The following is a 26,688-nucleotide window of genomic DNA, read 5'->3' as shown; positions in this document are numbered from 1 at the left end:
ATCGCCGGCGCTCCCCTTTGTCCACGCTGGCGGGCCGATTGTGACAATCGGCCAGGGGATCCAGATCGCCAGCGCCTGCGGCGAGCAGGACGCGGTCTCCGATGAGCTCGGCCGCAACGTGGAGCGGATCAATGAATCCTCCAACGAGGTGGCCATAGGGGCGGATCACACCGCCCGCGCCTGCCTGGAGCTGAGCCAGCTGGCGGCGGGTCTGCGCCAGACCATAGGCCGCTTCCGGCTGGCCTGATGGCTGGCTGCCACGGCAGAAATCTCGAGCATAAAAAACGGGGCCCTGGGCCCCGTTTTTTATTCACCTCCATGCAAGGGAGGGTACTGGTGTGACTCAGACGCTCTGGCCGAGGCCCGCGCCTGCGTCTTTCTTGGCGATCAGTTCAATCTTGTAACCGTCGGGATCTTCCACGAAGGCGATGACGGTGGTGCCGCCTTTGACCGGGCCCGGCTCGCGGGTGATCTTGGCGCCGGCGGCGCGCAGGGCATCACAGGTGCCGTAGATGTCGTCCGCTTCCAGCGCGATATGGCCGTAGGCCGAGCCCAGCTCATACTCGCTCACGCCCCAGTTGTAGGTGAGCTCGATGACGGCTTCGTCCTTCTCGTCGCCATAACCGACGAAGGCCAGGGTGTACTTGTATTCGCTGTTCTCGCTCTTGCGCAAGAGCTTCATCCCCAGCACGCGGGTGTAGAAATCGATGGAGCGTTGCAGATCGCCGACGCGTAACATCGTATGCAGGATTCTCATTGCTCAATTCTCCGGGTAGTGGTTCTTTTGTATTCACACAAATCGTTGATAACAGAGGCCGAATCACGAGGCTCGTGCGGCTGCATGTTGTGCAGGCGCCTCATCGATCAGCTCTCCGGGTAGACCTTTTCTTTGTACTCACACAAGTCTTCGATGATACAGGAGCCGCAGCGGGGTTTGCGCGCCAGGCAGGTGTAACGACCGTGCAGGATCAGCCAGTGGTGCACATCCAGCTTGAACTCGGCGGGCACCACCTTGAGCAGCTTCTCCTCCACCTGATCCACGTTCTTGCCCACCGCGAAGCCGGTGCGGTTGGAGACGCGAAAGATATGGGTGTCGACGGCGATGGTGGGCCAGCCGAAGGCGGTGTTGAGCACCACGTTGGCGGTCTTGCGACCGACACCGGGCAGGGCCTCCAGCGCCTCGCGGTCCTCCGGCACCTCGCCGCCGTGGCGCTCCAGCAGGATGGCGCAGGTCTTGATGACGTTCTCGGCCTTGGTGTTGAACAGGCCTATGGTCTTGATGTACTGCTTCACCCCGTCCACCCCGAGCGCCAGCATGGCGGCCGGGGTGTTGGCCACCGGATAGAGCTTGTCGGTGGCCTTGTTGACGCTCACGTCGGTGGCCTGGGCCGACAGCAGCACGGCGATCAGCAGCTCGAACGGCGAGTTGAAGTTGAGTTCTGTGGTGGGGTGGGGATTGTTGTCCCGCAGCCGCTCCAGAATCTGTCTGCGTTTTTGATTGTTCATCGATTCTCGGGTCTGTCCTGGCGCAAGAGCATTAGAGCTGGGTGGCGCGGGCACCGGCCGCCGGCACGCTGCAGTGGGCCTTGTCGGCACTCTGCTTGCGGCCCATCCAGTCATTGATGGCATTCTTGCCGGCGATGAGCAGCCCCAGCCCGATGAAGCCACCGGGCGGCAGGATCGCCAGCAGCAGGCTGGCATCGGCGTGGAACAGCTCGATGCGCAGTGACTTGGCCCAGTCTCCCAGCAGCAGATCGGCACCGTCGAACAGGGTGCCCATGCCGATGATCTCCCGCAGCCCCCCCAGCACCAGCAGCACCAGGGTGAAGCCGAGCCCCATCATCAAGCCGTCGATGGCCGCCAGCAGGGGCGGGTTCTTGGAGGCATAGGCCTCGGCCCGGCCTATGATGACGCAGTTGGTGACGATCAGCGCGATGAAGATGCCGAGCGCCTGATAGAGGCCATAGGTGTAGGCGTTCATCAGCAGCTGCACGCTGGTCACCAGGGCGGCGATGATCATCACGTAGACCGGGATGCGAATGTCCTTGGGCACCCAGTTGCGCACCAGGGAGATGGCCAGGTTGGAGCTGATCAGCACCACCATGGTCGCCAGCCCCAGCCCAAGGGCGTTGGTGAAGGTGGAGGAGACCGCCAGGGTGGGGCACAAGCCCAGCACCTGCACCAGGGAGGGGTTGTTCTTCCACAGCCCCTGCAGCATCAGCTCCTTGAGCTCTTCGCGACGGCCATTGCTCTCGCTGGCGAGACCCTGATCGTCAATCACATCAATCTGTTCCATCTGTTGGCTCCGCTGTGTTCGAGTAGCCGGCTTCGGCCGTCAATCTGTGCCATCTCGGTTCATTATCGACCGGGATCATGGGGCTGTGTCGCAGGGGGGGGCGTCACGCAGCAGCTCCGGGTGCTGTTGCTGCAACAGCAGCAGGTTCTTCACTGCCTTGACCACGGCGCGAGGGGTGATGGTGGCGCCGGTGAAGGCGTCGAATTCGCCGCCATCCTTCTTCACCGCCCAGCTCGCGTCGTTGTCCGCATTGAGCACCCGGCCGACGAAGCTGTCGATCCAGTTGGATTTCTTCAGCTCGATCTTGTCGCCCAGACCCGGGGTCTCCCTGTGGGCCAGCACCCGCACCGCGCTGACGGCGCCCTTGGCATCGGTACCTACGACCATGCGAATGGCCCCACTGTAGCCGTCGGGGGCCACGGTTTCCAGCGCATAGCCGGAGTGCTCGCCGTTGAGCGTCGCGGTATAGAGCGGCATGGGCTGATCGCTGCCCAGATATTCCCGGCTCCTGACCAGCTTGCAGCTGGCCACCAGATCGTTGTCATAGCTCCCCTCCGGCAACAGGGCTTCGAGGGTGCGCAGCTTCTCCAGCTGTTGCTGGTGGGCGATGCGGTCCTTGGTCAGCTCGTTGGTCAGCACCACCATGGCGGTGCAGCCAAGGGCGAACAGGGCCAGGGTCACGCCGTTCTTGCGCATGCTCTTTAACATGTTGTGGCTCCGGTTCCGCTGGGATGAGAAGTCAAAGATGAGGTCATTTGCGGCGCGCTCCATAGACCTTGGGGCGGGTCAGGCTGTCGATCAGCGGTACGCACAGGTTGGCCAGCAGCACCGCGAAGGCGAAGGCGTCCGGGTAACCGCCGTAGCGGCGAATGAGGTAGACCAGCACGCCGATCAGCACGCCGTATACCAGCCGGCCCCGCGGGGTGGTGCTGGCACTCACCGGATCGGTGGCGATGAAGAAGGCCCCCAACATGGTGGCGCCGCTGAACAGGTGCAGCATGGGGGTGGCGGTGGCGTCCGGCGTGGCCAGATAGCCCAGGGTGGCAGAGAGCAGCAAGGCCCCCAGCACGGCGACCGGAATGCGCCAGTGGATCACCTTCTGCTGCAGCAGGAACAGGCCCCCCAGCAGATAGCACAAGTTGACCCAGTTCCAGCCGATGCCGCCCCAGCCCTCGAACACTTTGTGGGTCATCACCTCGCTGGCGGTGAGGCCCTGGGTCAGGCCGGTCTTCAGGGTGTCGAGCGGCGTGGCCATGGTCAGGCCATCCACCCCCTGCTTGAGCTGCAGCATGCTGTAGCCGTCCAGGCTGAAGCCGGTGAAGATCACCGAGACGGCGTCACCGAAGCCAAGGTCATAGGCCGCTATGCTCGACGGCGGCAACCAGCTGGTCATCTGGACCGGGAAGGAGACCAGCAGCAGCACATAGGCCACCATGGCCGGGTTGAACAGGTTCTGGCCCAGCCCTCCATAGAGGTGCTTGGCGATGATGATGGCAAAGGCGGTGCCCAGCACCAGCATCCACCAGGGCAGCAGGGGGGGCAGGGAGAGCCCGATCAGCACGGCGGTCAGCGCCGCGCTGCCGTCCAGCAGGGCCGGTTTGACGGGGCGGCCCCGCAGTTTGAGTACCAGCGCCTCGCTGCCCAGCGCCGTCGCCAGCGCCAGCAGGATCTGGATCAGGGTTCCCCAGCCGAAGAACCAGATCTGGGCCAGCAGGCCCGGCAGACAGGCCAGGATCACCAGCAACATCAGGGTCTGGGTCTGTTTGCGGTTATGGGCAAACGGCGCACTCGCGATATTGAACATGGATCAGTGACTCTTGTCGGAAAGTGGGTCTGACTCTGTCTCGCCCTGAGCGGCAGCCTCGGCGGCCAGTTTCTTCGCCTTGGCGCGAGCGATGGCGGCGGCGATGGCCGCCTTCTTGGGGTCGACGTCGGCGACGGGGGCCGGCTCGACCGCCGGGGCCTCGGCTGTGTTGGCCTCAGTCTCGGCGACCGCTTCCCCCGCAGCCTGGGCAGCCTTCTTGGCCTTGGCACGGGCGATGGCGGCGGCGATGGCCGCCTTCTTGGGGTCGACGTCGGCAGCGGGGGCCGGTTCGACCGCCGGGGCCTCGGCCGCTTCCCCCTCAGCCTGAGCGGCCTTCTTGGCCTTGGCACGGGCGATGGCGGCGGCAATGGCCGCCTTCTTGGGATCGACCTCGGCGACGGGAGCCGGTTCGGTCACAGTGGCCTCGGCTGTGTTAGCCTCGGGCTCGGCGATCACTTCCCCCGCAGCCTGGGCGGCTTTCTTGGCCTTGGCACGGGCGATGGCGGCGGCAATGGCCGCCTTCTTGGGATCTGCCTCGGGCGTCACCGCCGTGATGGTGGCGACCGTTTCGTCGCCATCGCTGGCCTTGGCGGCGCGACGGGCCAGCGCCTCCTGCTTGCGGGCCTCGCGGGCCGCCATCATGGCGGCGTTGTCCGGTTGCGCCTCTGCGCCGGCGGCGGTGGCGGTGGCCGCCTGCTTGGCCTTGAGACGGGCCAGGGCGGCGGCGACTGGGTCTTCCCCACCCGCTGTCGTCATGGCCTGGCGGCGCTGGGCCGCCGCCTCTGCATGGCGGGCCTCGCGCGCGGCTTTTTCCCGCTCGAAGCGGGCCTGCTTGGCCTCGAATCGCTGTTTGGCGCGCTCGGCCTTCTCGGCCTCGGCGTGGACCTCGCGGATGTCATCCTTGGCAATCTTGTAGTACTGCACCAGCGGGATCTCGCTCGGGCAGACCCAGGCACAGGCGCCGCACTCGATGCAGTCGAACAGGTTGAGCCCCTCGGCCTTGTCGTACTCCTTGGCCCGGCTGTACCAGTACAGCTCCTGCGGCAGCAGGTTGGCGGGGCAGACGTCGGAACAGGCGCTGCAGCGGATGCAGGATTGCTCGGGGCCGGGGGGCGGCAGCTCGGCCCGGGTGGGGGAGAGCAGGCAGTTGGTGGCCTTGACCACGGGCACCATGGCGTGGGGCAGGGTGAAGCCCATCATGGGGCCGCCCATGATGACGCGCTGATCCGCCTCCGGCTGCAGCTCGAAGCGCTGCAACAGCCAGCGCACCGGTGTGCCGAGGCGCACCCAGGCGTTGCCCGGCTTCTTGAAGGCATCCCCGGTGAGGGTGACGATGCGCTCGATCAGCGGCTCACCGTCGATGATGGCGCGCTTGATGGCAAACACGGTGGCGACGTTGAGCACCATGATGCCCATGTCGACCGCCCGGCCGCCCTTGGGAACCTGGCGTCCGGTGAGCAGCTCTATGGTCTGCTTGGCCCCGCCGGAGGGGTACTTGGTCGGCACTGCCTTGACCAGCACATCCGGGTCTGTGGCATGGCGGTTGAGGGCGTCGATGGCCGCCGGCTTGTTGTCTTCCACCCCGATCAGGGTCAGCTTGGGCTTGAGCAGGTGCTTGAGCACCCGGATGCCGTCCATGATCTCGTCGGCATACTGCTGCATCAGCCGATCATCTGTGGTGATGTAGGGTTCGCACTCCAGGCCGTTGACGATCAGGATCTCGGTGAGCTGGCCGCGGCCATCGAGCTTGCTGTGGGTCGGGAACACGGCGCCGCCGAGGCCGGCGATACCGGCCTGCTGGATGCGCTCGAGCAGTTCGCCCCGCTCCAGGTTCCAGTAATCGTGGCGAGCGTCGCGCACTCCCCAGGCATCTTCCCCATCCGGGGTGAGGGTGATGCAGAGATCGTCGAGACCGGACGGATGGGCCACCGTATGGAGGTCGATGGCGGTGACGGTGCCCGAGGTGGAGGCATGCACCGGCACTATGCGGCCCTTGTCATAGCGGGTCAGCGGCTGACCCTTCTTGACCTTGTCACCGACCCGTACCAGCAGATCGCCGGCCGGGCCCGCGTGCTGGCGCACCGGGATGATGAGCTGGGGAGGAATCCCCGCGTCCATCACAGGTGTCAGGCTGGACTGGTGCTTGTTTTCGGGAGGATGAATGCCGCCGTGAAAATCCCAGAGGGTGCCGGCTTTGATGCGTTCGAGCAAGGACTGCATGGTTACTCCACTATCTTGACCGGAATGGTGACCTTGGCCAGATCCCATTTCCAGTTATCGACCGTGGTCGGAACCGGGATCATCTCGATACAGTCGGTCGGGCAGGGGTCGACACAGAGATCGCACCCTGTGCACTCGCTGACGATGACGGTGTGCATCGCCTTGGTGGCACCGAGGATGGCATCGACCGGGCAGGCCTGGATGCACTTGGTGCAACCTATGCACCTGTCTTCGTGAATGAAGGCCACCTTCTTGATGGGCACCGCCGCCTCGTCACCGCCGCCGAGCGGCTGGGGCTCGACCCCCATCAGGTCGGCTATCTTGCGCATGGTGGCATCGCCACCGGGCACGCACTTGTTGATCTGATCGCCGTTGGCGAGCGCCTCGGCGTAGGGCTTGCAGCCGGGATAGCCGCACTGGCCGCACTGGGTCTGGGGCAGCAGGGCGTCGAGCTGATCGACGATGGGATCCGCCTCGACATGAAACTTGACGGCGGCGAAGCCCAGAATGAGGCCGAAGGCCAGGGCCAGCAGGGCCAGCACCAGGATGGCAAAGAGTATATGGGTCATAGCGCTATATCTTGATGAGGCCGGTAAAGCCCATGAAGGCCAACGACATCAGCCCGGCGGTGACCATGGCGATGGAGACGCCGCGAAAGGGGGTGGGCACATCGGCGGCCACCAGACGCTCGCGCATGGCGGCAAACAGGATCAGCACCAGCGAGAAGCCGCACGCCGCGCCGAAGCCGTAGATGATGCTCTGCATGAAGTTGTGGCGTTCGTTGATGCTCAGCAGCGCCACGCCGAGCACGGCGCAGTTGGTGGTGATGAGTGGCAGGAAGATGCCGAGCAGGCGATAGAGGGTCGGGCTGCTCTTGCGAATGACCATCTCGGTGAACTGCACCACCACCGCGATCACCAGGATAAAGCCGAGGGTGCGCAGGTAGGCGATGTTCAGCGGGATCAGAATATAGTGCTCCATCAGATAGGAGCAGGCGCTGGCCAGCGTCATCACGAAGGTGGTGGCCAGTCCCATGCCGATGGCGGTTTCCAGCTTGCCAGAGACGCCCATGAAGGGGCAAAGGCCGAGAAACTTCACCAGCACGAAGTTGTTGATCAGGACAGTGCCGACCAGTAAAAGCAGGTACTCAGTCATGGGAGATGGGTTATCCGGTATGAAGGCGACCGTATTATCTGATTTTAGGTGCCTTTAGACAACCGGAAGGCCGCATGGTTATTATTCGGATGGCCAATTTAGGGGGGCGCCGTGCCCCTTTCCCTCCTTTTTCCCTGATCTTGTCCCGGTACGGTGACCGTGCCCAGGCCGGTGTCGTGGCTTAGGCCTGCGGCAGAGGCGTCATCATAGACCCGGGGTTTGTCCCCTGTTCATCGCGCGGACTGAGTTGGTCAGCGGCCCTTTGTTGGCTACCTTGGCTACATTTTGAGTAGCAGTGTGGCCGCATGGCGCAAGCGTGCAGAGAGTGAGGAGCCGAGCGATGAACAGCATGATGTTACTGGCGAGGGCGCAGACGCTGCTGACCCACCATCCCTTTACCCTGGCCGATGCGAGGGCGCTGGAGGCGCTGGAGGAGGAGGCGGTGGGCGAGGAGGGGCTGCGCATCGCCGAGTTGTGGGAGGCGGCCCTGGCATCGGCCGACGAGGATGCCAGACGCTACCTGCAGGGGGAGGATTGAGTCGCGAACTGAATAACGGCTAGCCCAGCCAGCAAACAAAAACACGGGGACAGGCCCCGTGTTTTGTTGTGACCAGCGCTTAGATGGACAGGCTCTTGACGGTGTCCGAGACCGAGTTGGCATCTTCGATGATCTCCTTGATGACGCTGGAGACGATGTTGGCCTGCTCCTGTCCCGCCACCGCCTTGTCGGAGACGATGGAGACGGTCTGGGTGATCTTCGAGGTGATGTCGGAGTTGTGCTTGATGACCGAGACGATCTCGTTGGTGGAGCTAGAGGTGCGCGCGGCCAGTTGCCGCACCTCGTCCGCGACCACCGCAAAGCCCCGGCCCTGCTCCCCGGCCCTGGCCGCTTCGATGGCGGCGTTGAGTGCCAGCAGGTTGGTCTGATCCGCGATGCCGCTGATGGTCGAGATGATGGACTCGATGCTCTTGGATTGCTGATTGAGCAGATCTATCTGCATGCTGACCTCGTTGACCGAGGTGTTGATGTGGCGGGAGGTCTCCAGCACCTTGTCGATCACCTCGCGCCCCTTGGCGGCGCTCGAGACGGTCTCGCTGGCGATGGCGCAGGCCTTCTGGGCCGCCTCACGGGTAGAGATGGATTTCTCGACCCGCTCGGTGATGTCGCTCGCCAGCTTGATGATTTTTACCACCTTGCCCTCGTGGTTGAAGATGGGGTTGTAGGTCGCCTCCAGCCAGATCTTCTCGCCATGGCGTCCCAACCGCATGAAGAGCCCTGACTTGATGTTGCCCGAGCCCAGATCCCGCCAGAAGTTGGGGTTCTTATGATAAAACTCGGGATCGCAGAATTGGCGGTGGTGCTTGCCGACCACCTCCTCCAGCCGGTAGCCGAAGCAGTGGAGGAAATTCTGGTTGGCGGTGATGACGGTGCCATCCGGTTGAAAGTCGATCACCGCCAGCGACTTGTCGAGTGCCGCCAGCAGGGCCTGGGTGCGCTCCAGTGAGCTTTGTTGCGGGCTCACATCGGAGGCGACCTTGGCGACCCTGGCCACCCGGCCGTCGATCATGATGGGGAAGTAGGTGGCCTCCAGCCAGACGGCCTTGCCGGACTTCGACTGGCGGATGAAGCGGCCATTGCGCGCGGTGCCGCCGCGCAGATCCTGCCACAGGCTCTCGTATTCACGGGTCTTGACGTCTTCCGGGAAACAGAGCGCGCTGTGGTGCTTGCCGATCAGCTCCTCCCGTTGAAAGCCCACTATCTTCAGGAACAGGTCGTTGACGAAGGTGACTATGCCCGCCGGGGTAAACTGGATGTAGGGAACCTGAGACTGGATGGCTTGTTCGAAGGCCCCCAGCTCCATCACTCTTGCCGCCTGTTCACTCGCTTCCTTGCTGGTTGTGCGTTTCCAGAACATAACAGAGCTCCTCCATGAGACCCTTGAATGACAGACTGACCGTAATCTGAGTAAATTAACAATAGCATCGCTATCCCATGAACCCTACTCGAATTACGGTGAACTTTTTGTATTTTTAATTTTCAGTGCCGATTAATTTATTGGGTGAGGAGACTTGAATATCGGCTAGCCCCTGCGTGGTCGGATAATCACAGGGTGATCTCCCGGTCATGCAGGATGCAGCCATAAATACGCATCAATTGGCACCCCACAATTATGGTGCCATTCGGAATATGATTGCAGGCCTGGGGGCGAGATTATCGGCGTCACACCCATTTACATGAGATCTATTTATATGAGGCCCATCAGATCCGCTGACCGAGCCGGCGCCGATAGTGCAGGGGAGAAGAACCCATATGGGTCGAGAAGAACCGCGAGAATACCGAGAGGGAAGAGAAACGCAGCCGTTCGCTGATATCCTGAATACTCAGGTTGGTTTCGGCCAGCCAGCGACAGGACTTATTTATTCGCACCTTTTTTAATAGCAGGCTGAGATTGGTTTCCTCCTGACCGAGGCGAATATTGATGGTCCAGCGACTCATGCCCATGACGGCACAAATATGATCCATGAAACTGGTCTCATCCTGGATATGGTCATTCTCGATGACCTCATCGAGCAGGGAATAGATCAGGGATGAAAAACCCTGCTCATGTTCCAGCACCGCCACCTTGCGGGTGATCAGCTGGTGCTGATTCTTGTTGAGCAGGGGCAGATAGGTCTCGGCCGGGCTGGCCAGATCGGCCCCCTTGAAGTAGATGATGTTGGCCTCCTGCCCAAACTGGCAGTGGCAGCCGAAGGCATCATCGAGCCGCTTGCGCCCGCGCTCATCGTTCCCGCGCAGGGAAACGGCGCTCTCGGTGGTGGGGGCATAGAGACGGACGAGGGCCCTGAGCAGCATGAAGTTGCCGATGGCGGAGTAGTTGCGCTGCGGCATGCCTGACTCCTCGACATAGCCGATGGCGAGATGCTCCCCCTCTTTGCGCAGGACGAAGTTGTCGCAGTTGCCGATGATGACCCGGTTGCGGATATAGCCGAGCACCGCCTCCTCGGCATTTTTCTGATTGAGGCAATAACCCACCAGCTCCGGGAATAATGCGTAGGCCCCGCTGATGATCTGGTCATCTGCATCGGTTTGGCGCATGCGCTCTTGCCACAGGAAATCATATGGCTCCGTCTCTCTAATAAAGCGCAGATGCTGTTTGTCCGAGAGGCGGCCATCATTCTTATCCAGCTCATATTGGCTGAGTTGACACTGCGCACGGATGGCATCGGTATTAACGCCATTTTCGCGCAGGAAATGCAGCGTCGATCTGGCGATAATATTGGAAACGCTCTTCCCCATATAAGTCCCTTCATGCCTGATAAGTATTATTGTGCTGGCCAGGCAGCATCCTGCTGCGCTGCGCGATTAAGGCATCTTCCCGGTGAGATAACTGCGCGTCAGATCAAATGCAGTGAAACTTAACGTCTGTTGTTGTAACCAAATGTAACGCTGTGATGGCGGTGGTGATATTGAATATCACCACCGCCATGCACAATTCCCGCTCCCGGATGCAAAGCGGGCACCCTTGTCTTCGCGCTACGCTGCGCAGGCTATTCTGGCTTGTTTGTTCACCTGAACATGGAATGAAAGGGAATCATATGAAACATAATAATAACCTCAACAGATGGAGTGGGGTTGCCATTGCCATCGCAGTGGCCCTGGTGGCGCAAGGATGCAATGACAACAGCTCCAGCGCCAAGACAGAGGTCAACAAAGATAACGCCTATTACCGTGCCCTCGCCGAGGGGATGGTGCAGAAGATGACGCCCGAGGAGCGGCTGGGGATGCTGGTGGGGCCTGGCTATGTGTTTGCCAATGGCGCCTTCGTGGCCAACAAGGATGCCCTGAATAACCTCAAGAGCGATGTGCCCGGCAGCGTGGGCTACATCAACGGGGTCTACAACGCCGAGTCGGGTCTGGACATCGCGGCCAGCAAGCTGGCGGATGGGCCTGCCGGGGTGCGCATCACGCCGACCCGGGACGGGGAAGCGGGCACCTTTTATGGCACCGCCTTCCCGGTGGGCACTTTGCTGGCCTCGACCTGGGATGCGGCCCTGGTCAAGCAGGTGGGGGTCGCCATCGGCAACGAGATCAAGGAGTACGGGCTGGATGTCTGGCTCGCACCCGGCATGAATATCCAGCGCGACCCGCTCAACGGTCGCAACTTCGAATACTTCTCCGAGGATCCGTTGGTGTCGGGAGTGATGGGGGCCGCCGAGGTGGCGGGGGCGCAGGCCCAGGGGGTGGGAACCACCATCAAGCACTTCATCGCCAACAATGCCGAGACCTCGCGCTCCATCGTGGACAACATCATCTCCCCAAGAGCCATCCGGGAGATCTATCTGCGGGGCTTCCAATACGCGGAGGAGCACGCCAACCCCTGGGCGGTGATGACCGCCATGAACAAGGTCAACGGCACCTACACCGGGCAGTGGGCCGATCTCAACACCGCTGTGCTGCGGGACGAATGGGGCTTCGAGGGCTTCGTCATGAGCGACTGGTGGTCGGGGGATGGTAGCTATGCCGCGATGATCAAGTCGGGCAACGACCTGATTGAACCGGGTGGTCCGGCCCTGCCATACGGTTACGGGGATGCCCTGACCGGCCTGCAGGAGGCCTATGCCGCCGGGGATCTGAGCGCCGATACCATAGCGCAGGGGGCGGTGCGGATCTTGACCCAGGTGCTGAAGATGCCATCGAACCAGGGCTATGTGGCCGGCAATGCGCCGGATCTCGACGGCCATGCTCGCCTCTCCCGGCAGGCGGCCAGCGACGGCATGGTGCTGCTGAAAAACAGCCAGGCCAGCCTGCCCTTGACCAAGGGCAGCAAGGTCGCCTCCTTCGGGATCACCCAGATCAACACGCTCAAGGGCGGGGCCGGCAGCGGTGATGTGAACGCGGCCCATACCGTCAATATGGTGGACGGGCTGGCACAGCAGTTCGCCGTCGATGCCGGGCTGAAGGAGTTCTATCGCAGCTTCTTCGAGGCGAACAAGACATCGAGCGACTTCGGTGGCATCTCCACCGTGGTGAGCTGCCCGGAGCCGGCGCTGAGCCCGAGCGACATCGGCGCCTACGCCGCCAGCAATGACGTCGCCGTCATCACCCTGGGCCGCAACTCCATGCAAGGGGTGGATCGCCAGAACCTGAAGGGCGACTACCAGCTGTCGGATGTGGAGCAGAGCCTGATCGACGACATCGCGACCGCTTTCCACGGCCAGGGCAAGAAGGTGGTGGTGGTGCTCAACATCAGTGGCGTCATGGACACCAGCGCCTGGCAGGATAAGGTAGACGGCATACTGCTGGCCTACATGCCGGGGCAGGAGGCGGGCAATGCGGTGGCCGACTTGCTGTCGGGGGCCGTCAACCCCAGCGGCAAGCTGACCCAGACCTTCCCCCTCAGCTACACAGATGTGCCCTCGTCCAAGGGCTTCCCAGGTACCGACACCGACGGTGATGGCACCATAGATACCCACTACTACAACGAAGGCATCTATGTCGGCTATCGCTACTATGCGACCTTCGGCAAGGGGGTGAGCTATCCCTTTGGCTATGGACTCTCCTACACCAGCTTCGACTACAAGAACACGGCGATCACGGCCAACAGCCTCACCGAGCAAGGGGGCAAGCTGAGCCTGACGACGACGGTGTACAACAGTGGCGATGTACCGGGCAAGGAGGCCGCCCAGGTCTATGTGGCCGCGCCGGCGGGCACCCTCGGCAAGCCGGCCATCGAGCTCAAGGCATTCGCCAAGACCGGCCTGCTGGCGGCGGGGGCAAGCGAGACGCTGAGCTTCGAGATCCCGGCCACTTGGCTGGCCAGCTTCGACAACCTCAACAGCGAGTGGGTCATCGAGCCCGGGACCTACAAGCTGTATGTGGCCCCGTCCAGCGAGGTGTCGGCCATAGCGCCGCTGACCTTCACCCTGGCCAGCAGGCTGGTGGTCAGCAAGACCACGCCCGGCGCCCTGGCGCTGCCGGCCGGGGTCACCGAGGCCGCTTTCGAAACCCAGTATTGAGGGGAGTAGCAAGGGGGGAGCCTTGGCTCCCCCTTTTCATTCCAGTTTGCAGGTTCAGGCGCCGACGTTGGCACCTGAGCCTGTCTATTTCTGCTGCTGAAGGGTCGTGATCTGCTTGTTCAGGGCCTCCATGTCGCTCTGATGGCGGCGGGTCAGGGACTGTATCTCGGCGGCGGAGAGTGGCTCGCCGGTCTGGGATGTCGTGGCCCCGTTGAACCTGGCGATCTCACCTTTCATCTTCTGCTGTTTGGCCTCCATCTCGGCGCGCAGGGTCGCAATCTGGCGCTGCTTCTGGCTGTCGGCCAGATTTTTTTCTATCTCCTGGGTCTGCTTGCTGGCCTCTGCCACCGCCTCGACCGGTGGGGTGTAGACGCGCAAGTCCATGGGTTTGGCGTCACCGCTGCAGGGGATGTCGCTGAAGCTGATGCGGCCGTTGACTGTACATTGATAGACGGCGGCCTGGGTAACCAGCGGGGCAGTGAGAACCAGGCTGGTGAGGCAGATGGCCAGAATGCGTGACATGGACTCCTCCTTGAATGCGGTGCCTGCACAACCAAGCCTGGGCAGGTGACTTGCCGGTTGCATCGGGTATCTGAAACAGTAGTCGCTGCGGCGAGCCGCTTCATGACAGATTGCCACAGTTTATGAAGGTGTTCTGGCGTTGCCAGCCGGTTTGCCTGTGCGGTGGCTCTCATAAGGCCCATCACTTCAAGGTGCTCCAGAGTAGTGACGAGCTATGTGGGAAAAACAGTACAAAATCCAATCGAAATGCCAGTCCATCCACCGTCACATTCGGGCTATCGGCCCGGTCGCGCGGCCCTGCGTCATATTGTACCTATTGCTTGCCCCAGCCCGTGAGCCGGTGCTGGCAGAGGTGCACTGTATGGGTGGTTGCGTTGACTATATCCCCAGCGGGGATCATCCCAAGGTGGCGTTGCGAGATAGGGCTATCCGGGATGAGTTCAACAGTCGCAACATAGCGAAATTGGGTCGCCAACATGGGCTGCCCTAAACCCATGCGGTAGTGGCGGAGCAGTGGCAATTGATCGGGCCCCGGTATCAGCCTGGATTGTCTGGATAGCAAGAGTGGTGCTGCTCACATCGAGTAAAACCCCGCCATGGCGGGGTTTTACTTTACATAACCAGAGAGTCTTTATATCAGGCGTTGGCAGGGATGGTGCATGTAGCAAGGAATTGGCCAGAGGGCTGCTTTTTGTAAACAATGCGCCCATCTCGGCTATATATTTCCTCGACTATGTTAGTCCACTCGTCACCATATTTATGTATCACCGTCTTCTCCAGCGGGTCATGAATGACGAGAGCCGGAGGGATTTCGAAGCCACTGCAGAGAATTGGCTTGATGCTATCAAGCTCTTCGAAATCACTAACAGAGATATCGCGAGCATCAACGGTAAATGTCAGTGAGCCACCGTTCTTAATAAAGCGTTGGAACTCTTGAGTTGTTGAGTCTATGATTGCCATCTCATCTCCTTAAAACATCAAGTCACAGTCATTTTAAGTGCTGCATAACAATATGCAGGAGCAAAAAAATACCCAGACGAGGGTCCTGTGTCAACCCTTTAATTGATGCCTAGATGCTGCGAAGTTATATTAATGTTTTTGAAAATGAAACTTTAAAATTGTAATTAATATGTGTGAAGAACATGTAATTAATAGCGGGGCACCTACTTCGTACCCAAGCCCGCCACTGTCACCATCAAGACCAGCGAGATCCCGCTGGTCCCACCTGGGCTGGAGAGCCCGATCAACCAGGGAGCGGGGACACTGACCGAGATGGCGCTGACCCTGCCGGCGCACCCCAAGTGGGTGAGCCTGGGCAAGACCAACCTCTCGGCCACCGGCCTGGTGGTGAAGGAGGGCGCCACTGCTCTGGTGCTCGGCACCGACTTCGAGATCAACTATGCCCTGGGGCTGTTGCGCGCCACCAAGGCCGGGGCGGTGGCAGACGGTGGTCCGGTGACGGTGAGCGGCAGTTACAACGCAGTCACAGGCACCCGCATCGCCGGCAACGTGCAGCCGGAGGTGAAGGCCAAGCTGACCCTGGATGGGCGCAGCGTGATCGGTGGAGAGTCCGTCATCCTGATTGTGCCCCGCGCCAGCCTGGCCCCAAGAAGGCGGTGGACTTCCTCAGCGACAAGCCCATCGAGATCGAGCTGGAGGGGGGAGTTGCTGGCCCTGGACGGTGAGACCGCGCCCTTCTATGTGGACCGACCGGAGACGGTGTGATGGTTGGGGAATGAAAACGGCGGGGAGACCCGCCGTTTTGAAATCGAATAAATAGGATATCATCACTTCATGCTTATCTTAGAAATGGATATGCGAAGCTGTATTGATTCAGTCATGACTTTTGAACCCAGACAACCAATCTTCATAATTCTCTCTGGGAGGTATGATGCCTAGCCGTCGAGGGGTAGAATAATCTACAGTATTTACATTGCCAACATCCTTGGTTAAATGGATGAGTTTTTCATGAATTTTGTTTGCATGTATTTGAAGATCTTCTGTAAGTTCGACTGCAAAAAAAATCACATCGTTCGTATATTCCCTGATAGCTACCATGGAATCATGGTATAGCGCATCAGTATTTCCATCTCTTCGAGTCAGTCCAAAATAGTTTTGCACAGAGATTACTGTAGGCATTTCTTGGTTCTTGAATACTTCAATCTGCTCAGATCGGACTTTAATTGAGTGAGACATCTCTGTAAGTGATTGTTCCACCATAGAGACTAAAGCTAGAGCTCTACCAGGCATTAACCGTGCAGAATACGTTATATTTTTGAGTGCCTCGATGGGGGTGATGAGTGGAGTGATATGCATCATTTCAAGTTTAAAGTAAATCTTCTCAGGTGCACTACCATGCAGATAGGCAGCATTCAGATTCTCTGCTCTTTTTCTTTCCTCGAAGTAGGTTATCGAAAGTGGTTCAATATGCTGTTTCTTTAAGCGCATGGCTTGATTTGCTATGGTGGCACCTAAAACAATCAAGCCGTTGACTTGCCTTAAGGCATCCAATAATTCTTTTCGCCTTGTAGTGCGTTCAGTGAACCGTTGGGCACCCCAGACACCGAGACCAGCACCTGCCAAGGAAGAAAAGAAAGCGCTGATAAAAGCAGAGTTAAGAATGCTTAGTATGGAATGCCAAGTGTCCAATAAAATTGGATGGAAATTTATGCTGGTCATGGGTAATTTCAGACCTCAATTAAGTATCATTACGAAGTGATTTTGATTTTAATTATCAGACATTACTACTCGATACTATAAAATTTAAATGCCTTAATCTTTGTCGCAGTGGCTTTGCCTAATCCAGGCACCGCAGTAAGTTTCGGAATGCTTGCGTTAACTATCTCAATAGTAGTGCTAAATCCATACTCATAAAGTCTTTTCGCCGATTGTCTTCCAATACCTGGAAGAATGGTGAACTGGAGATAGAAGAATGATGCAGGAAAATCTTCATAGTTATTCGTAAGTTTGCACCATATCTCTTTAGATAGGGGAGAGTGTTTTGGAAGTGAGGCTAACTGAATAAGTTTTTCTTCATGAGCCAAGTTACCCTCAACGATGGTTCTGAACTGGATCAAGAATGGAATATATCGAGATGGTTCAATTGGGCCTATGTCAGAAGCGTGAGTGAACTCGGGTTCATCAATCGCTATGCCAATTTCACGAAATGAACTCGTTTGGAAGGTCCAAATGCCGTCAGCTTGCGAGCCATAGTCAGGTGTTTGACTTGGTGGGCCATCAAAAATTTCACCGTGATGCTTGAGAGCTTTTAGGGGCGTTCTGATCTTCAGGGTTGCGGAGAACTCCATACCGGAGATAATGTCGTTGTTGGAATGATACGACTGATCGTCTAGACGGATTATCTGCTTCTCTTGTACTGGTTCTGAGGTCGTGTTATCCCAGCCAAAAATAATGCGTTTAAGCCAATGCATTGTTCTCTCCAAACAATAATTTTAACTGTGTAGAGTAATGAGATGTTTGCCGTATTCCTGTGACGGGTCTCTGTAATTCGTCATAAACCCTCCCGTTTTGTCATCCCTTCACAATAGGGCAACTCTGAATCTCTCAGGAATGCCTCATGTCCACCTCTTCCAACCTGAAACTCGCCCTTGAGCTGGCGGCCAAGGTCACCGGCCGGGAAGACTTGGCCGCGTTGGCGGGAGAGGTGCAGCAGCTGGGCCCCATCTCCGATGAGACCGCAGCCGAGACCACCCGCCTGGCGCAAACGCTGGATGGCTTAAGCCAGCAGCTGGAACTGATCGCGCAGTTCAACCAATCCGCCGAGGCATTGACCCAGCTCGAACTGGCCAGCGTGCTCTCCCGTGACAAGCTGGCGCAGCTGCGGGCTGAACAGCAAGCCGGTGCCGGGCAGGCCGTGTGCTGACCGACCAGGAACGCTTGCTGGCCTCCGAGGTCAAGCAGCTGGAACGCCAGCTGGTGGCCCTGGCCAAGACTATGCCGAGGCGCACCCAGACCATCGCGCTGCCACTATTGGCAGACACAGCTTCATCCTGCCGGGGGCGCTGCTCGCGGTGGCGTGGTAGTGGTGCGAGGGGTGGCCATTGGCCAGAAGGCATTTTATCAGGCCGGTGCTATCACTGGGCCTGTGTTGATTCACCGGCCTTTTATCCCTCTTTAAACGGCTTTCGCACTGGGTAGTTTCCAGGTCGCTGAGGTTGATACACCCAATTGGGTTGAGGGTGTTGTCTTGCACCAACGGATTTTTCATTTTTCGCGGTGGGCGACGGCACTTTGCCGGTTTTCCAGGCAGTTCAACACATCAGAGCACCATAACGGGCCACAATGAGGTATCTTATGCCCCGATTTCATTCATTTAACGGTGTCGAGACCCCCTATGATCATCAAACCCAAGGTTCGCGGCTTTATCTGTACCACCACCCACCCGGTCGGTTGTGAAGCCAATGTTCGTCGCCAGATTGCTTACACCCAGGCCAAGGGCACCATCGAGAATGGTCCCAAGAAGGTACTGGTGATCGGCGCCTCCACCGGTTACGGCCTGGCCTCGCGCATTGCCACTGCCTTCGGCTCCGGCGCCGCCACCATTGGCGTCTTCTTCGAAAAGCCGAGCTCCGAGACCAAGACGGGCTCCGCCGGCTGGTACAACTCCGCCGCCTTCGACAAGGCGGCCAAAGAGGCCGGCCTGTACGCCAAGAGCATCAATGGCGATGCCTTCTCCAACGAGTGCCGCGCCAAGGTGATCGAACTCATCAAGGCCGATCTCGGCCAGATCGATCTGGTGGTCTACTCCCTGGCCTCGCCGGTACGCAAGATGCCGGATACCGGTGAAGTGGTGCGCTCCGCCCTGAAACCCATCGGCGAGACTTACACCACCACCGCCATCGATACCAACAAGGATCAGATCATCACCGCCACCGTCGAGCCGGCGAACGAGGAAGAGATCCAGAACACCATCACCGTCATGGGCGGTCAGGACTGGGAGTTGTGGATGGCGGCCCTGCGTGACGCGGGCGTGCTGGCCGACGGCGCCAAGTCCGTTGCCTACTCCTACATAGGTACCGATCTGACCTGGCCCATCTACTGGCATGGCACCCTGGGCCGCGCCAAGGAAGATCTGGACCGCGCCGCCACCGCCATCCGTGGCGATCTGGCCGGCAAGGGCGGCACCGCTCACGTGGCCGTGCTGAAATCCGTGGTGACCCAGGCCTCCAGCGCCATTCCGGTGATGCCGCTCTACATCTCCATGGCCTTCAAGATCATGAAAGAGAAGGGCATCCACGAAGGCTGCATGGAGCAGGTCGACCGCATGCTGCGCACCCGCCTCTATGGCGAGGAGCTGGTGCTGGACGAGCAGGCCCGCATCCGCATGGATGACTGGGAGCTGCGTGACGACGTGCAGCAGACCTGCCGCGATCTCTGGCCCTCCATCACCACCGAGAACCTGTCCACGCTTACCGACTACACCGGTTACAAGCAGGAGTTTCTGCGCCTGTTTGGCTTCGGTCTGGACGAGGTGGATTACGATGCGGATGTGAATCCGGACGTGCGCTTCGACGTGGTCGAGCTGTAAACCGACCCTGGGCCGGGGCGGTTCCCGCTCCCGGCCTGCAAAAAGCCCCGTCTGTCACAGACGGGGCTTTTTTGTTGGCGCGGCCCAGGGATGGGCGCAATAGAAAAGGCTCCCTCGGGAGCCTTTTTTGTGACGTGCGGGGCTTACTGCTTGTAGCCTCTGAGGAAGCGCGCGAGGCGGCCTATGGCCTCTTCCAGCTCCTCTTCACGGGGCAGGAACACCAGCCGGAAGTGATCCGGCGCCGGCCAGTTGAAGCCGGTGCCCTGCACCAGCAGCAGCTTCTCTTGCTGCAGCAGGTCGAACACCATCTTCTGATCGTCGCGAATGTCGTACACCTTGGGATCCAGGCGCGGGAACATGTAGAGCGCCCCCTTGGGCTTGACGCAGGAGACCCCCGGGATCTCGTTGAGCAGCTCCCAGGCCTTGTCCCGCTGGCGACGCAGCCGGCCGCCCGGCAGGATCAGCTCGTTGATACTCTGGTAGCCACCGAGCGCGGTCTGGATGGCGTGCTGCATGGGCACGTTGGCACAGAGTCGCATGGAGGCCAGCATCTCCAGCCCCTCGATATAGCCCTTGGCACGGCCTTTGGGGCCGGTGATGACCATCCAGCCCTGGCGGAAGCCACAGGCACGGTAGGCCTTGGAGAGGCCGTTGAAGGTCACCACCATCACATCGTCACACTGGGTACAGACGCTGGTGTGGGAGATGTCGTCATAGAGGATCTTGTCGTAGATCTCGTCGGCGAAGATGATGAGGTTGTGCTGGCGGGCGATCTCGATCAGCTCCAGCTGGAATTCGCTACCGTAGACGGCGCCAGTCGGGTTGTTCGGGTTGATCAGCACCAGGCCGCGGGTGCGCGGGGTGATGCGGGCCCGGATGTCGTCCAGATCCGGATGCCAGTCGGCCCCTTCATCGCAGCGGTAGTGCACCGCATGACCGCCGGAGAGGGTGACGGCCGCGGTCCACAGCGGGTAGTCGGGAGAGGGCACCAGCATCTCGTCGCCGTTGTTGAGCAGCGCCTGCATGGCCATCACGATCAGCTCGCTGGCGCCGTTGCCGATGTAGATGTCATCGATGTCGACCTTGCGCATCCCTTTCTGCTGGTAATACTGCATCACCGCCTTGCGGGCCGAGAACAGCCCCTTGGAGTCGCAATAGCCCTGGCTCTGGGGCATGTTGAGGATCACATCCTTGATGATCTCCTCCGGTGCATCGAAACCGAACGGGGCCGGGTTGCCGATATTGAGCTTGAGGATGCGGTGGCCTTCGTCTTCGAGACGGCGAGCCTCTTTATGCACCGGGCCGCGGATGTCATAGCAGACATCGTCGAGCTTGTGCGACTTGTCGATAGTGAACATGGTGAGCGTGATTCCTTCCCCTGGGGGCGCGTTGGCAGAAAGCGAGTTTTAGTATCTAATTTCTTTGCCCCTATTCTTCACAGAATTGAATGCTAGAACAATCTTATTTCTGGAATAAATCCCTGATTTTTCACCATCAAACAGGGTTACCAATTTGTTGATTTCAGCAGGATCGTTTGTCTGTCTGGCGAGAAACCAGTGAAAGATGAGGAATGCTTTCACCAGGCCGCCCTAGTGTATTGAAATATTCATCCCATCTGGCACGATTGGCTGGATCAGGAAACCGGCGTCAGCCCCTGGTCCTGGCCGTCTCGGGACCTCGTCCGACGGGCTTTTTCATCATCTCATCGAGGCATTGCCATGCGCGCACCCGCACCCGGTCGCTACCGTCACTTCAAGGGAGGCCATTATCGGGTTCTCACCCTGGCCACTCATACCGAAACCCAGGAGTCGCTGGTCATCTACCAGTCCGAGCAGGATGGGGCCGTCTATGCCCGCCCCGTCGCCATGTTCATGGAGTGGATCGAGCATCAGGGTGCGGTGGTGAGCCGCTTCACTCCGCTGGACTGAGCCAGTGTGGCGGTGGCCATGATGCAAAAAGGCGCCAGAGGGCGCCTTTTTTATATGCAGATGATGCTGGGATCAGAGGCCCAGATTGGCCTTGGCATAGGCCTCGAAATCGGTGCAGCCACCGATGTGCTGCTCATCCAGGAAGATCTGCGGCACAGTGGTAACGGGCTTGCCCGCCTTGGCGGCCAGATCGTCCTTGGTCAGACCCTCGGCGTTGATGTCCACATAGCGGAACTCGAAATCGTCGCGCTCTTCGACCAGCTGCTCGGCGATCTGCTTGGCACGGACACAATAGGGGCAACCGGGACGACCAAAAATTTCTACAAACATCTTTTTTCTCCGTGATATGAGGCAGGGCACAGCATAGCCCCGCCTCAGGGTCAGTCAAAGTGGAAATTGCCGATACCCATGTTCGGCATCTTCGATAGCCAGCCGCATGTTGCTCGGCAATCTGGATGGGTTGCTGCTGGTAAATGCGCTCCAGCAGCCCCTTCTCAAACCCGGTCCAGGGCTAATGAGGGCCCCGATTTATTGCTCGGCAATCTGAAAGAGCTGCTGTTGGTAAATGCTTTCCAGCAGCCCCCTCTCAAACACAGTCCAGGGCTAATGAGGGCCCCGATTTATTGCTCGGCAATCTGGATGGGTTGCTGCTGGTAGATGCTCTCCAGCACTCCTTTCTCAAATCCGGTCCAGGGCCAGGGTGCCTTGCTGGCACGGTAGCGTTCGTGGGTGGCCGGATCCTGGGACAGACCGCGCTGGAACATGACGAAGGCCTTGCGCTGACCGCTCGCCGTGTCGATGAAACCGGCCAGGTTGGAGGTGCCGGTGATGGTGCCGGTCTTGGCATGCACCTTGTTCTTCATCATGGGGGCGGTGACGCTGCGGCGCCAGGCCAGGGTACCGTCGACCTGTGCGCTGGGCAGCAATTTGATGAAGTCGAGCTGGGCATCATTCTTCTGGATGAAGTTCAGCACCGACAGCATCTGGCGCGCGCTGATGAGGTTGTGGGCGGAGAGGCCCGAGCCGTCGGCCAGGGTGGCGTTGCCGAGATCGATGCCGTTCTTGGTCAGGATGGCGCGCACCGCCATGGTGCCGCTGCGGTAGCTGCCCGGCTTGTTGTAATAGTGGCGACCCACCGTCTTCAGGAAGGTGTCGGCATAGAGGTTGTCCGACCTCTTCAGCATCTTGCTCAGCATGACGGGCAGGGAGACGGAGTAGTGGGTGGCCAGGGTCTCGGCACCGACCGGTGCCTTGTGGGTGACGCGCAGCAGGCCGTCGTGGCTGATCCCGGCGCGGTTCATGGCCCAGCGGATGTTGTCCCAGCCCCAGGCTTCCACGTCGTGGATGGCAAAGCGCAGGCCCTGCGGCTCCTTGTTCGGGCTGATGCAGCCCTTGAGCTCATAGAAGTTGCCCTTGGCCATGTCCACTTCCAGGGCGCAGAACTGGCGCGCCATGTCGCCATAGCTCATCACCTCCACGTTGTCGGCTCCTATGCCGATGGGCACGCCGGTGGCCACGTTGCCGATGGCCGGCTTGCCAATCTGGGTGGCGGTGATGGTGCCGTAGGCGCAGTTCTTGTCGATGATGACGGAGGAGACAGGCGCCGCGAAGCAGAGGGTCTGATCCCCCCAGGACCAGCCGTTGCCGCGCTCGTAGCCGTTGTAGGCGCCGGTGTTGACGTAGACATTGCCCTGGATGCGGGTGACTCCGAGCTGCTTGAACAGGGCCACCAGATCCATCCGTGACAGGGTGGGATCGCCGACGAAGTTGATCCAGATATCGCCATTGATGACGTTCCCCTGCTTGGCGCCGGGCTGGGCCTGCACGTCGGTGGCGAAGCGGAAGTCGGCGCCGAGTTCGAGGCGGGCGGCCAGGGCGGTGAGCACCTTCATGGTGGAGGCGGGCGCTATCATGTCGTCGGCGTGACGGGCGAATTCAACCCCGCCGTTGCCTTGCACTATGATGGCGTACTGGCCCCCCTTGGGCGGGGTCAGCGGGGTGGCGTGGGCCACCATGGAAAACAGAGCACAAAAACCAATCAACAGCCGCTGCATAAGATCCTCTAACTTGACGAAGGGGTCGGCAGTGCGATGCCAACCCTGATAACCAACCATTTACTCTCTCACCCGCTCGCCAGGAGCAGGCACTCACTAAGGGTGTCTGCGGTACGACATCGGCCCTGGTAGTCAATGACTCGCTCTCTCAGCTGCCAGCAAGAAGCGGGCACTAACTCAGGGTGTCTGCGGTACGGTATCGACCCTGATAATCAAAAATTTTCTCTTTCACCTGCCAGAAGCGCCCGGACTTGCGCGCGATGACAAAATCCGGATGACGAAACTGGGTGTCGGCCGCCAGCACGCTGTCCAGGGTGGTGAATTCGGGCTCCAGGCCCGGGGCGGGCCAATGATGACGCACAAAGTGCTGTTGAAACAAGCGCCGTGCTGCCGGGGAGTGAAAGCCGAAGTATTCGGTCAAGGTCAGCCCGTCCTCATCGTGGTAGGTGACCTCCAGCCGCTCCCCCTGTTTGCCACGACCCGCAGCCAGGGTGAGGCCGGCGCAGCGGATCACCATGCAATCCTTGAGATTGAGCGCCTCCTTGAGCTTGTCGTCCGGATCCACCAGCAACTGATCGCAGCTCTGGCAACGGCGGGCGGCGATGTCGTTCTCCGCGCCGCAGGCGGGACAAATCTTGGCGCGAAAGCGGTAGTCACACTCCTCCCGGTTGCCCTCGTCATCCTCGAACAGCCCCTGACAGCGGCGGCCGTAGTGTTCGATCACCTTGCCATCCTCGTCGGTCTTGCCCCAGAAGGTGTTGGCAAAGCCGCAGGCGGGGCAGGGCACCTGCACCGGCTCGGTGCCGGCATGGGGCCTGGGCTCCCCCACTTCGGGGGCGAACAGGTTGAAGTTGTTGCCGGCGTAGTCGAGCACCAGGCAATCGGCCTTGCCCGGCGACAGGCGCAAGCCCCGGCCGACGATCTGCTGATAGAGCGACACCGATTCGGTGGGGCGCAGCATCACGATGAGATCGACATGGGGGGCATCGAAGCCGGTGGTGAGCACCGCCACGTTGACCAGAAACTTGATCTCCCGCGCCTTGAAGGCGTGGATGAGGGCATCCCGCTCCGGGCCCGGGGTCTCGCCGGTGATGAGGGCCGCAGATTGTTCTTTTGCCATCAGCAGGCCCTGGATTTCGCGGGCGTGCTCGACGGTGGCGGCGAAGATCATCACCCCCTGCCGATCGGCGGCGTATTCCAGCACCTGGCTCAGGATATGAGGGGTGACCCGCTGCTGGCGTTTGAGCTCGCCATTGAGATCCGCCTCGCTGAACAGGCCGTTCTCCCGTGGCACCAGCTTGCTGAAGTCGTAGTGGACTATGGGGGCATCGACCAGCCGGGGCGGGGTCAGGTAGCCATTCTTCACCATGTAGCGCAGCGGCAGCTCGAACACGCAGTCGCCAAACAGCCGCTCGCCGTGGCTCTTCACCATGCCGTGATAGTGGCGCCGGTAGATCCAGCCCAGCCCCAACCGGTAGGGGGTGGCGGTGAGGCCGAGGATCTTGAGGGCCGGGTTGGTGGCTCTGAGATGGCCGATCACCTGATGGTACTGGCTGTCATCATCGAGCGAGACCCGGTGGCACTCGTCGATGATGAGCAACGAAAAGGCGCCATCGAAGGCAGCCAGGTTGCGGGCCACCGACTGCACCGAGCCGAACACCACCTGGGCGCTGGCCTGCTTGCGATCCAGCCCGGCGGCGAAGATGTCGGCACGCAGATCCCAGGCCTCGTACTTGGCGTGGTTCTGCTCCACCAGCTCCTTGACGTGGGCCAGCACCAGCACCCGGCCACGGGCCTTGCGGGCCAGCTCGGCGATCACCAGGCTCTTGCCGGCGCCGGTTGGCAATACCACCACGGCGGGATCCGGACGTTGACGAAAGTGCTTGATGACGGCGTTGACCGCGTCTGTCTGATAGGGTCTGAGAACGAACATGAGGAGACTGGTCGGTGCGAGGTGGCGCCATTATAGGGATCTTGCCGCCAAAATGCAGCGGGCAGGCGTGAGAGGGCAGAAGTGATATGGGGCAAGGTGGTGACGGGCGTCTCGCCGCCAAAGGAAGCGGGCCAGAATGATTCTGGCCCGCCGAGAGAGTGCAATCTTGCTTAGTGGAAGGGGAACAGGTAGTTGAGCCAGCTACCCATGCGCAGCAGAATCTTACGCATGATGGCCACATGTTCGAAATAATCGGTGTAGATGGCGGCCTGGCCACTCGAGCCCGCGATCACCTGATACTTGGACCACTCGGGGTCGGTGATCTTGATGAGGACAGGCAGACGGCCCGGCACCTGGGCTGAGGTCTGATCCAGCAAACCTATGTTGGCCTGCACGTTACCCGAGGCGATCGCGGGGATCACGGCTTGTACCTCACCCTTGAAGATCTTGCCTGGGATACCGTCGATCACCACCTCGGCTTCATCGCCGACAGCCAGTCGCTGCATGCTGTTTTGCCAGAACCAGCCGACATAAGAGGTATCGTCCTCGTGGATGAAGGTCATCACAGGGCGATACATGTAGGGGGTCGCTATCATGCCGGGGCGCAGCGCCAGCTGGACGACGTGACCATTGCTCGGGGCGTAGACCACGGTCTGCTCCAGCGCGTACTTGGCCTCGTTGAGCTGTGCCTGCAGATCATTGATGGTCGCTTTTTGCTGATCCAGCTGGGCGACGATGTCGTCCACGTTGGCCTGGGTGACGTCGAGGTCACGCTGCTTGCCGATGCCGCGGCGTACCAGTTCCAGGGCACGATCGCGATCCAGGCTGGCTGAACGGAGTCTGGCACCGAGTGCCTTGAGGAAATCCTGATTGGAGTCGAGCCGCGCCGTCAGGCTGGCGACCTTTTGCTCGAAGGGTTCTGACTCGATGCGAAACAGCACATCTCCCTTTTTGACTTTCTGGTTGGGCTTGACATCAACTTCGCTGACGCGGCCTTTCACCAGAGGCACTATGGGGGTGGAGACGTAGTAGTTGCGCGACATTTCAGAATAGGGATGGTTGTAGTTCATCAGTACGATGAGCGCCCCTATGATGAAGACGCCACCGAGCACGGCCGTCGGCACTGTCCACTTGTTGAGCGGGATCTTGAAGATCTTGAAAATCCCTACACAGATGGCTGTATAGGTAAGAATGAGTAGCAAGTCCATGA

At 60.0% G+C, this 26,688-nt stretch carries 26 protein-coding genes and 1 pseudogene; 8 read left to right on the top strand and 19 right to left on the bottom strand.

Features of this window, described 5'->3' with window-relative positions:
* Positions 1-58: 58 nt before the first annotated feature.
* Positions 59-247 (top strand): annotated as a pseudogene (locus KW825_RS01880) (methyl-accepting chemotaxis protein); the annotation flags it as partial.
* Positions 248-343: 96 nt separating this feature from the next.
* On the opposite strand, the gene gloA reads toward KW825_RS01880, so the two are convergent.
* The 8 genes from gloA to rsxA all read right to left on the bottom strand — a co-directional run bounded on the left by gloA (position 344) and on the right by rsxA (position 7,475).
* Positions 344-757 (bottom strand): lactoylglutathione lyase, encoded by a 414-nt coding sequence (gloA, locus tag KW825_RS01875; RefSeq protein WP_042654501.1) that lies wholly within the window; start codon positions 755-757, stop codon positions 344-346.
* A gap of 107 nt (positions 758-864) precedes the next feature.
* Entirely contained in the window at positions 865-1,506 is a 642-nt protein-coding gene (gene nth, locus KW825_RS01870) for an endonuclease III (RefSeq protein WP_218290350.1), read from the bottom strand.
* Positions 1,507-1,537: 31 nt separating this feature from the next.
* On the bottom strand, positions 1,538-2,296 hold the full coding sequence (locus tag KW825_RS01865; protein WP_042654503.1) for an electron transport complex subunit E: 759 nt from the start codon (positions 2,294-2,296) through the stop codon (positions 1,538-1,540).
* Between the two features lie 75 nt (positions 2,297-2,371).
* The gene (gene rsxG / locus KW825_RS01860) at positions 2,372-3,004 is read right to left on the bottom strand and encodes an electron transport complex subunit RsxG (protein ID WP_218328020.1); all 633 of its coding nucleotides are present in this window, start codon (positions 3,002-3,004) and stop codon (positions 2,372-2,374) included.
* A gap of 43 nt (positions 3,005-3,047) precedes the next feature.
* Positions 3,048-4,100 carry an electron transport complex subunit RsxD gene (gene rsxD, locus KW825_RS01855; protein WP_218328019.1) on the bottom strand — a complete coding sequence of 351 codons (1,053 nt, stop codon included), beginning with the start codon at positions 4,098-4,100 and terminating at the stop codon, positions 3,048-3,050.
* Between the two features lie 3 nt (positions 4,101-4,103).
* The gene (gene rsxC, locus KW825_RS01850) at positions 4,104-6,320 is read right to left on the bottom strand and encodes an electron transport complex subunit RsxC (protein ID WP_218328018.1); all 2,217 of its coding nucleotides are present in this window, start codon (positions 6,318-6,320) and stop codon (positions 4,104-4,106) included.
* 2 nt (positions 6,321-6,322) lie between these two features.
* Positions 6,323-6,889 carry an electron transport complex subunit RsxB gene (rsxB, locus tag KW825_RS01845; protein ID WP_042654506.1) on the bottom strand — a complete coding sequence of 189 codons (567 nt, stop codon included), beginning with the start codon at positions 6,887-6,889 and terminating at the stop codon, positions 6,323-6,325.
* A 4-nt stretch (positions 6,890-6,893) separates the two neighbouring features.
* Positions 6,894-7,475: an electron transport complex subunit RsxA gene (gene rsxA, locus KW825_RS01840; RefSeq protein ID WP_042654507.1), complete on the bottom strand. Its 582-nt coding sequence runs from the start codon at positions 7,473-7,475 to the stop codon at positions 6,894-6,896.
* A 340-nt stretch (positions 7,476-7,815) separates the two neighbouring features.
* Between rsxA and KW825_RS01835 the strand changes: the two genes are divergently transcribed.
* Complete coding sequence (locus KW825_RS01835) at positions 7,816-8,013, top strand: hypothetical protein (RefSeq protein WP_218290353.1); 198 nt, start codon at positions 7,816-7,818, stop codon at positions 8,011-8,013.
* 79 nt (positions 8,014-8,092) lie between these two features.
* On the opposite strand, the gene KW825_RS20650 is transcribed toward KW825_RS01835, so the two are convergent.
* Both KW825_RS20650 and KW825_RS01825 read right to left on the bottom strand, forming a co-directional pair.
* Positions 8,093-9,391 (bottom strand): methyl-accepting chemotaxis protein, encoded by a 1,299-nt coding sequence (locus KW825_RS20650; protein WP_218328017.1) that lies wholly within the window; start codon positions 9,389-9,391, stop codon positions 8,093-8,095.
* Between the two features lie 344 nt (positions 9,392-9,735).
* Positions 9,736-10,572: an AraC family transcriptional regulator gene (locus tag KW825_RS01825; RefSeq protein WP_170175996.1), complete on the bottom strand. Its 837-nt coding sequence runs from the start codon at positions 10,570-10,572 to the stop codon at positions 9,736-9,738.
* 500 nt (positions 10,573-11,072) lie between these two features.
* Between KW825_RS01825 and KW825_RS01820 the strand changes: the two genes are divergently transcribed.
* Entirely contained in the window at positions 11,073-13,493 is a 2,421-nt protein-coding gene (locus KW825_RS01820) for a beta-glucosidase (protein WP_218328016.1), read from the top strand.
* Between the two features lie 84 nt (positions 13,494-13,577).
* Here the strand turns inward: KW825_RS01820 and KW825_RS01815 are convergent, their stop codons facing one another.
* A complete protein-coding gene (locus tag KW825_RS01815) occupies positions 13,578-14,015 on the bottom strand; it encodes a DUF4124 domain-containing protein (protein ID WP_218328015.1) in 438 nt (145 codons plus the stop codon).
* A gap of 214 nt (positions 14,016-14,229) precedes the next feature.
* Between KW825_RS01815 and KW825_RS20710 the strand changes: the two genes are divergently transcribed.
* Positions 14,230-14,505 carry a Mor transcription activator family protein gene (locus tag KW825_RS20710; protein ID WP_371315760.1) on the top strand — a complete coding sequence of 92 codons (276 nt, stop codon included), beginning with the start codon at positions 14,230-14,232 and terminating at the stop codon, positions 14,503-14,505.
* Positions 14,506-14,651: 146 nt separating this feature from the next.
* Here the strand turns inward: KW825_RS20710 and KW825_RS01805 are convergent, their stop codons facing one another.
* Complete coding sequence (locus KW825_RS01805; RefSeq protein WP_218328014.1) at positions 14,652-14,975, bottom strand: hypothetical protein; 324 nt, start codon at positions 14,973-14,975, stop codon at positions 14,652-14,654.
* A 312-nt stretch (positions 14,976-15,287) separates the two neighbouring features.
* Here KW825_RS01805 and KW825_RS01800 point away from each other — a divergent pair, with 312 nt between their 5' ends.
* A complete protein-coding gene (locus KW825_RS01800; RefSeq protein WP_256353722.1) occupies positions 15,288-15,740 on the top strand; it encodes a hypothetical protein in 453 nt (150 codons plus the stop codon).
* Between the two features lie 108 nt (positions 15,741-15,848).
* Here KW825_RS01800 and KW825_RS01795 read toward each other — a convergent pair whose 3' ends face one another.
* Complete coding sequence (locus KW825_RS01795) at positions 15,849-16,694, bottom strand: hypothetical protein (protein WP_218328013.1); 846 nt, start codon at positions 16,692-16,694, stop codon at positions 15,849-15,851.
* 65 nt (positions 16,695-16,759) lie between these two features.
* On the bottom strand, positions 16,760-17,446 hold the full coding sequence (locus KW825_RS01790; protein WP_218328012.1) for a helix-hairpin-helix domain-containing protein: 687 nt from the start codon (positions 17,444-17,446) through the stop codon (positions 16,760-16,762).
* Between the two features lie 146 nt (positions 17,447-17,592).
* Here KW825_RS01790 and KW825_RS01785 point away from each other — a divergent pair, with 146 nt between their 5' ends.
* Together KW825_RS01785 and fabV are read left to right on the top strand one after the other, a co-directional pair.
* Positions 17,593-17,898, top strand: coding sequence for a hypothetical protein (locus KW825_RS01785; protein ID WP_256353721.1), 306 nt, complete (start codon positions 17,593-17,595; stop codon positions 17,896-17,898).
* Positions 17,899-18,369: 471 nt separating this feature from the next.
* Positions 18,370-19,563, top strand: a complete 1,194-nt coding sequence (gene fabV, locus KW825_RS01780; RefSeq protein WP_042654516.1) for an enoyl-ACP reductase FabV — start codon at positions 18,370-18,372, stop codon at positions 19,561-19,563.
* 143 nt (positions 19,564-19,706) lie between these two features.
* Here the strand turns inward: fabV and KW825_RS01775 are convergent, their stop codons facing one another.
* On the bottom strand, positions 19,707-20,921 hold the full coding sequence (locus KW825_RS01775) for a pyridoxal phosphate-dependent aminotransferase (protein WP_042654517.1): 1,215 nt from the start codon (positions 20,919-20,921) through the stop codon (positions 19,707-19,709).
* A 360-nt stretch (positions 20,922-21,281) separates the two neighbouring features.
* Between KW825_RS01775 and KW825_RS01770 the strand changes: the two genes are divergently transcribed.
* Entirely contained in the window at positions 21,282-21,491 is a 210-nt protein-coding gene (locus tag KW825_RS01770; protein ID WP_042654518.1) for a DUF1653 domain-containing protein, read from the top strand.
* A gap of 72 nt (positions 21,492-21,563) precedes the next feature.
* On the opposite strand, the gene KW825_RS01765 is transcribed toward KW825_RS01770, so the two are convergent.
* The 4 genes from KW825_RS01765 to KW825_RS01750 all read right to left on the bottom strand — a co-directional run bounded on the left by KW825_RS01765 (position 21,564) and on the right by KW825_RS01750 (position 26,686).
* A complete protein-coding gene (locus KW825_RS01765; protein WP_218290361.1) occupies positions 21,564-21,821 on the bottom strand; it encodes a GrxA family glutaredoxin in 258 nt (85 codons plus the stop codon).
* Positions 21,822-22,111: 290 nt separating this feature from the next.
* The gene (gene dacB / locus KW825_RS01760; RefSeq protein ID WP_218328011.1) at positions 22,112-23,545 is read right to left on the bottom strand and encodes a D-alanyl-D-alanine carboxypeptidase/D-alanyl-D-alanine-endopeptidase; all 1,434 of its coding nucleotides are present in this window, start codon (positions 23,543-23,545) and stop codon (positions 22,112-22,114) included.
* Positions 23,546-23,717: 172 nt separating this feature from the next.
* Positions 23,718-25,478 (bottom strand): DEAD/DEAH box helicase, encoded by a 1,761-nt coding sequence (locus KW825_RS01755; protein ID WP_218328010.1) that lies wholly within the window; start codon positions 25,476-25,478, stop codon positions 23,718-23,720.
* A 170-nt stretch (positions 25,479-25,648) separates the two neighbouring features.
* The gene (locus tag KW825_RS01750; RefSeq protein WP_218328009.1) at positions 25,649-26,686 is read right to left on the bottom strand and encodes an HlyD family secretion protein; all 1,038 of its coding nucleotides are present in this window, start codon (positions 26,684-26,686) and stop codon (positions 25,649-25,651) included.
* Between the last annotated feature and the right edge of the window lie 2 nt (positions 26,687-26,688).

The sequence above is a fragment of the Aeromonas sp. sif2433 genome, from assembly GCF_019218705.1.
GTDB classification, from domain to species: Bacteria; Pseudomonadota; Gammaproteobacteria; order Enterobacterales; family Aeromonadaceae; genus Aeromonas; species Aeromonas encheleia.
The sequence above is the reverse complement of the archived record's forward strand: the minus strand, read 5'-3'. Positions and strand labels throughout refer to the sequence as shown.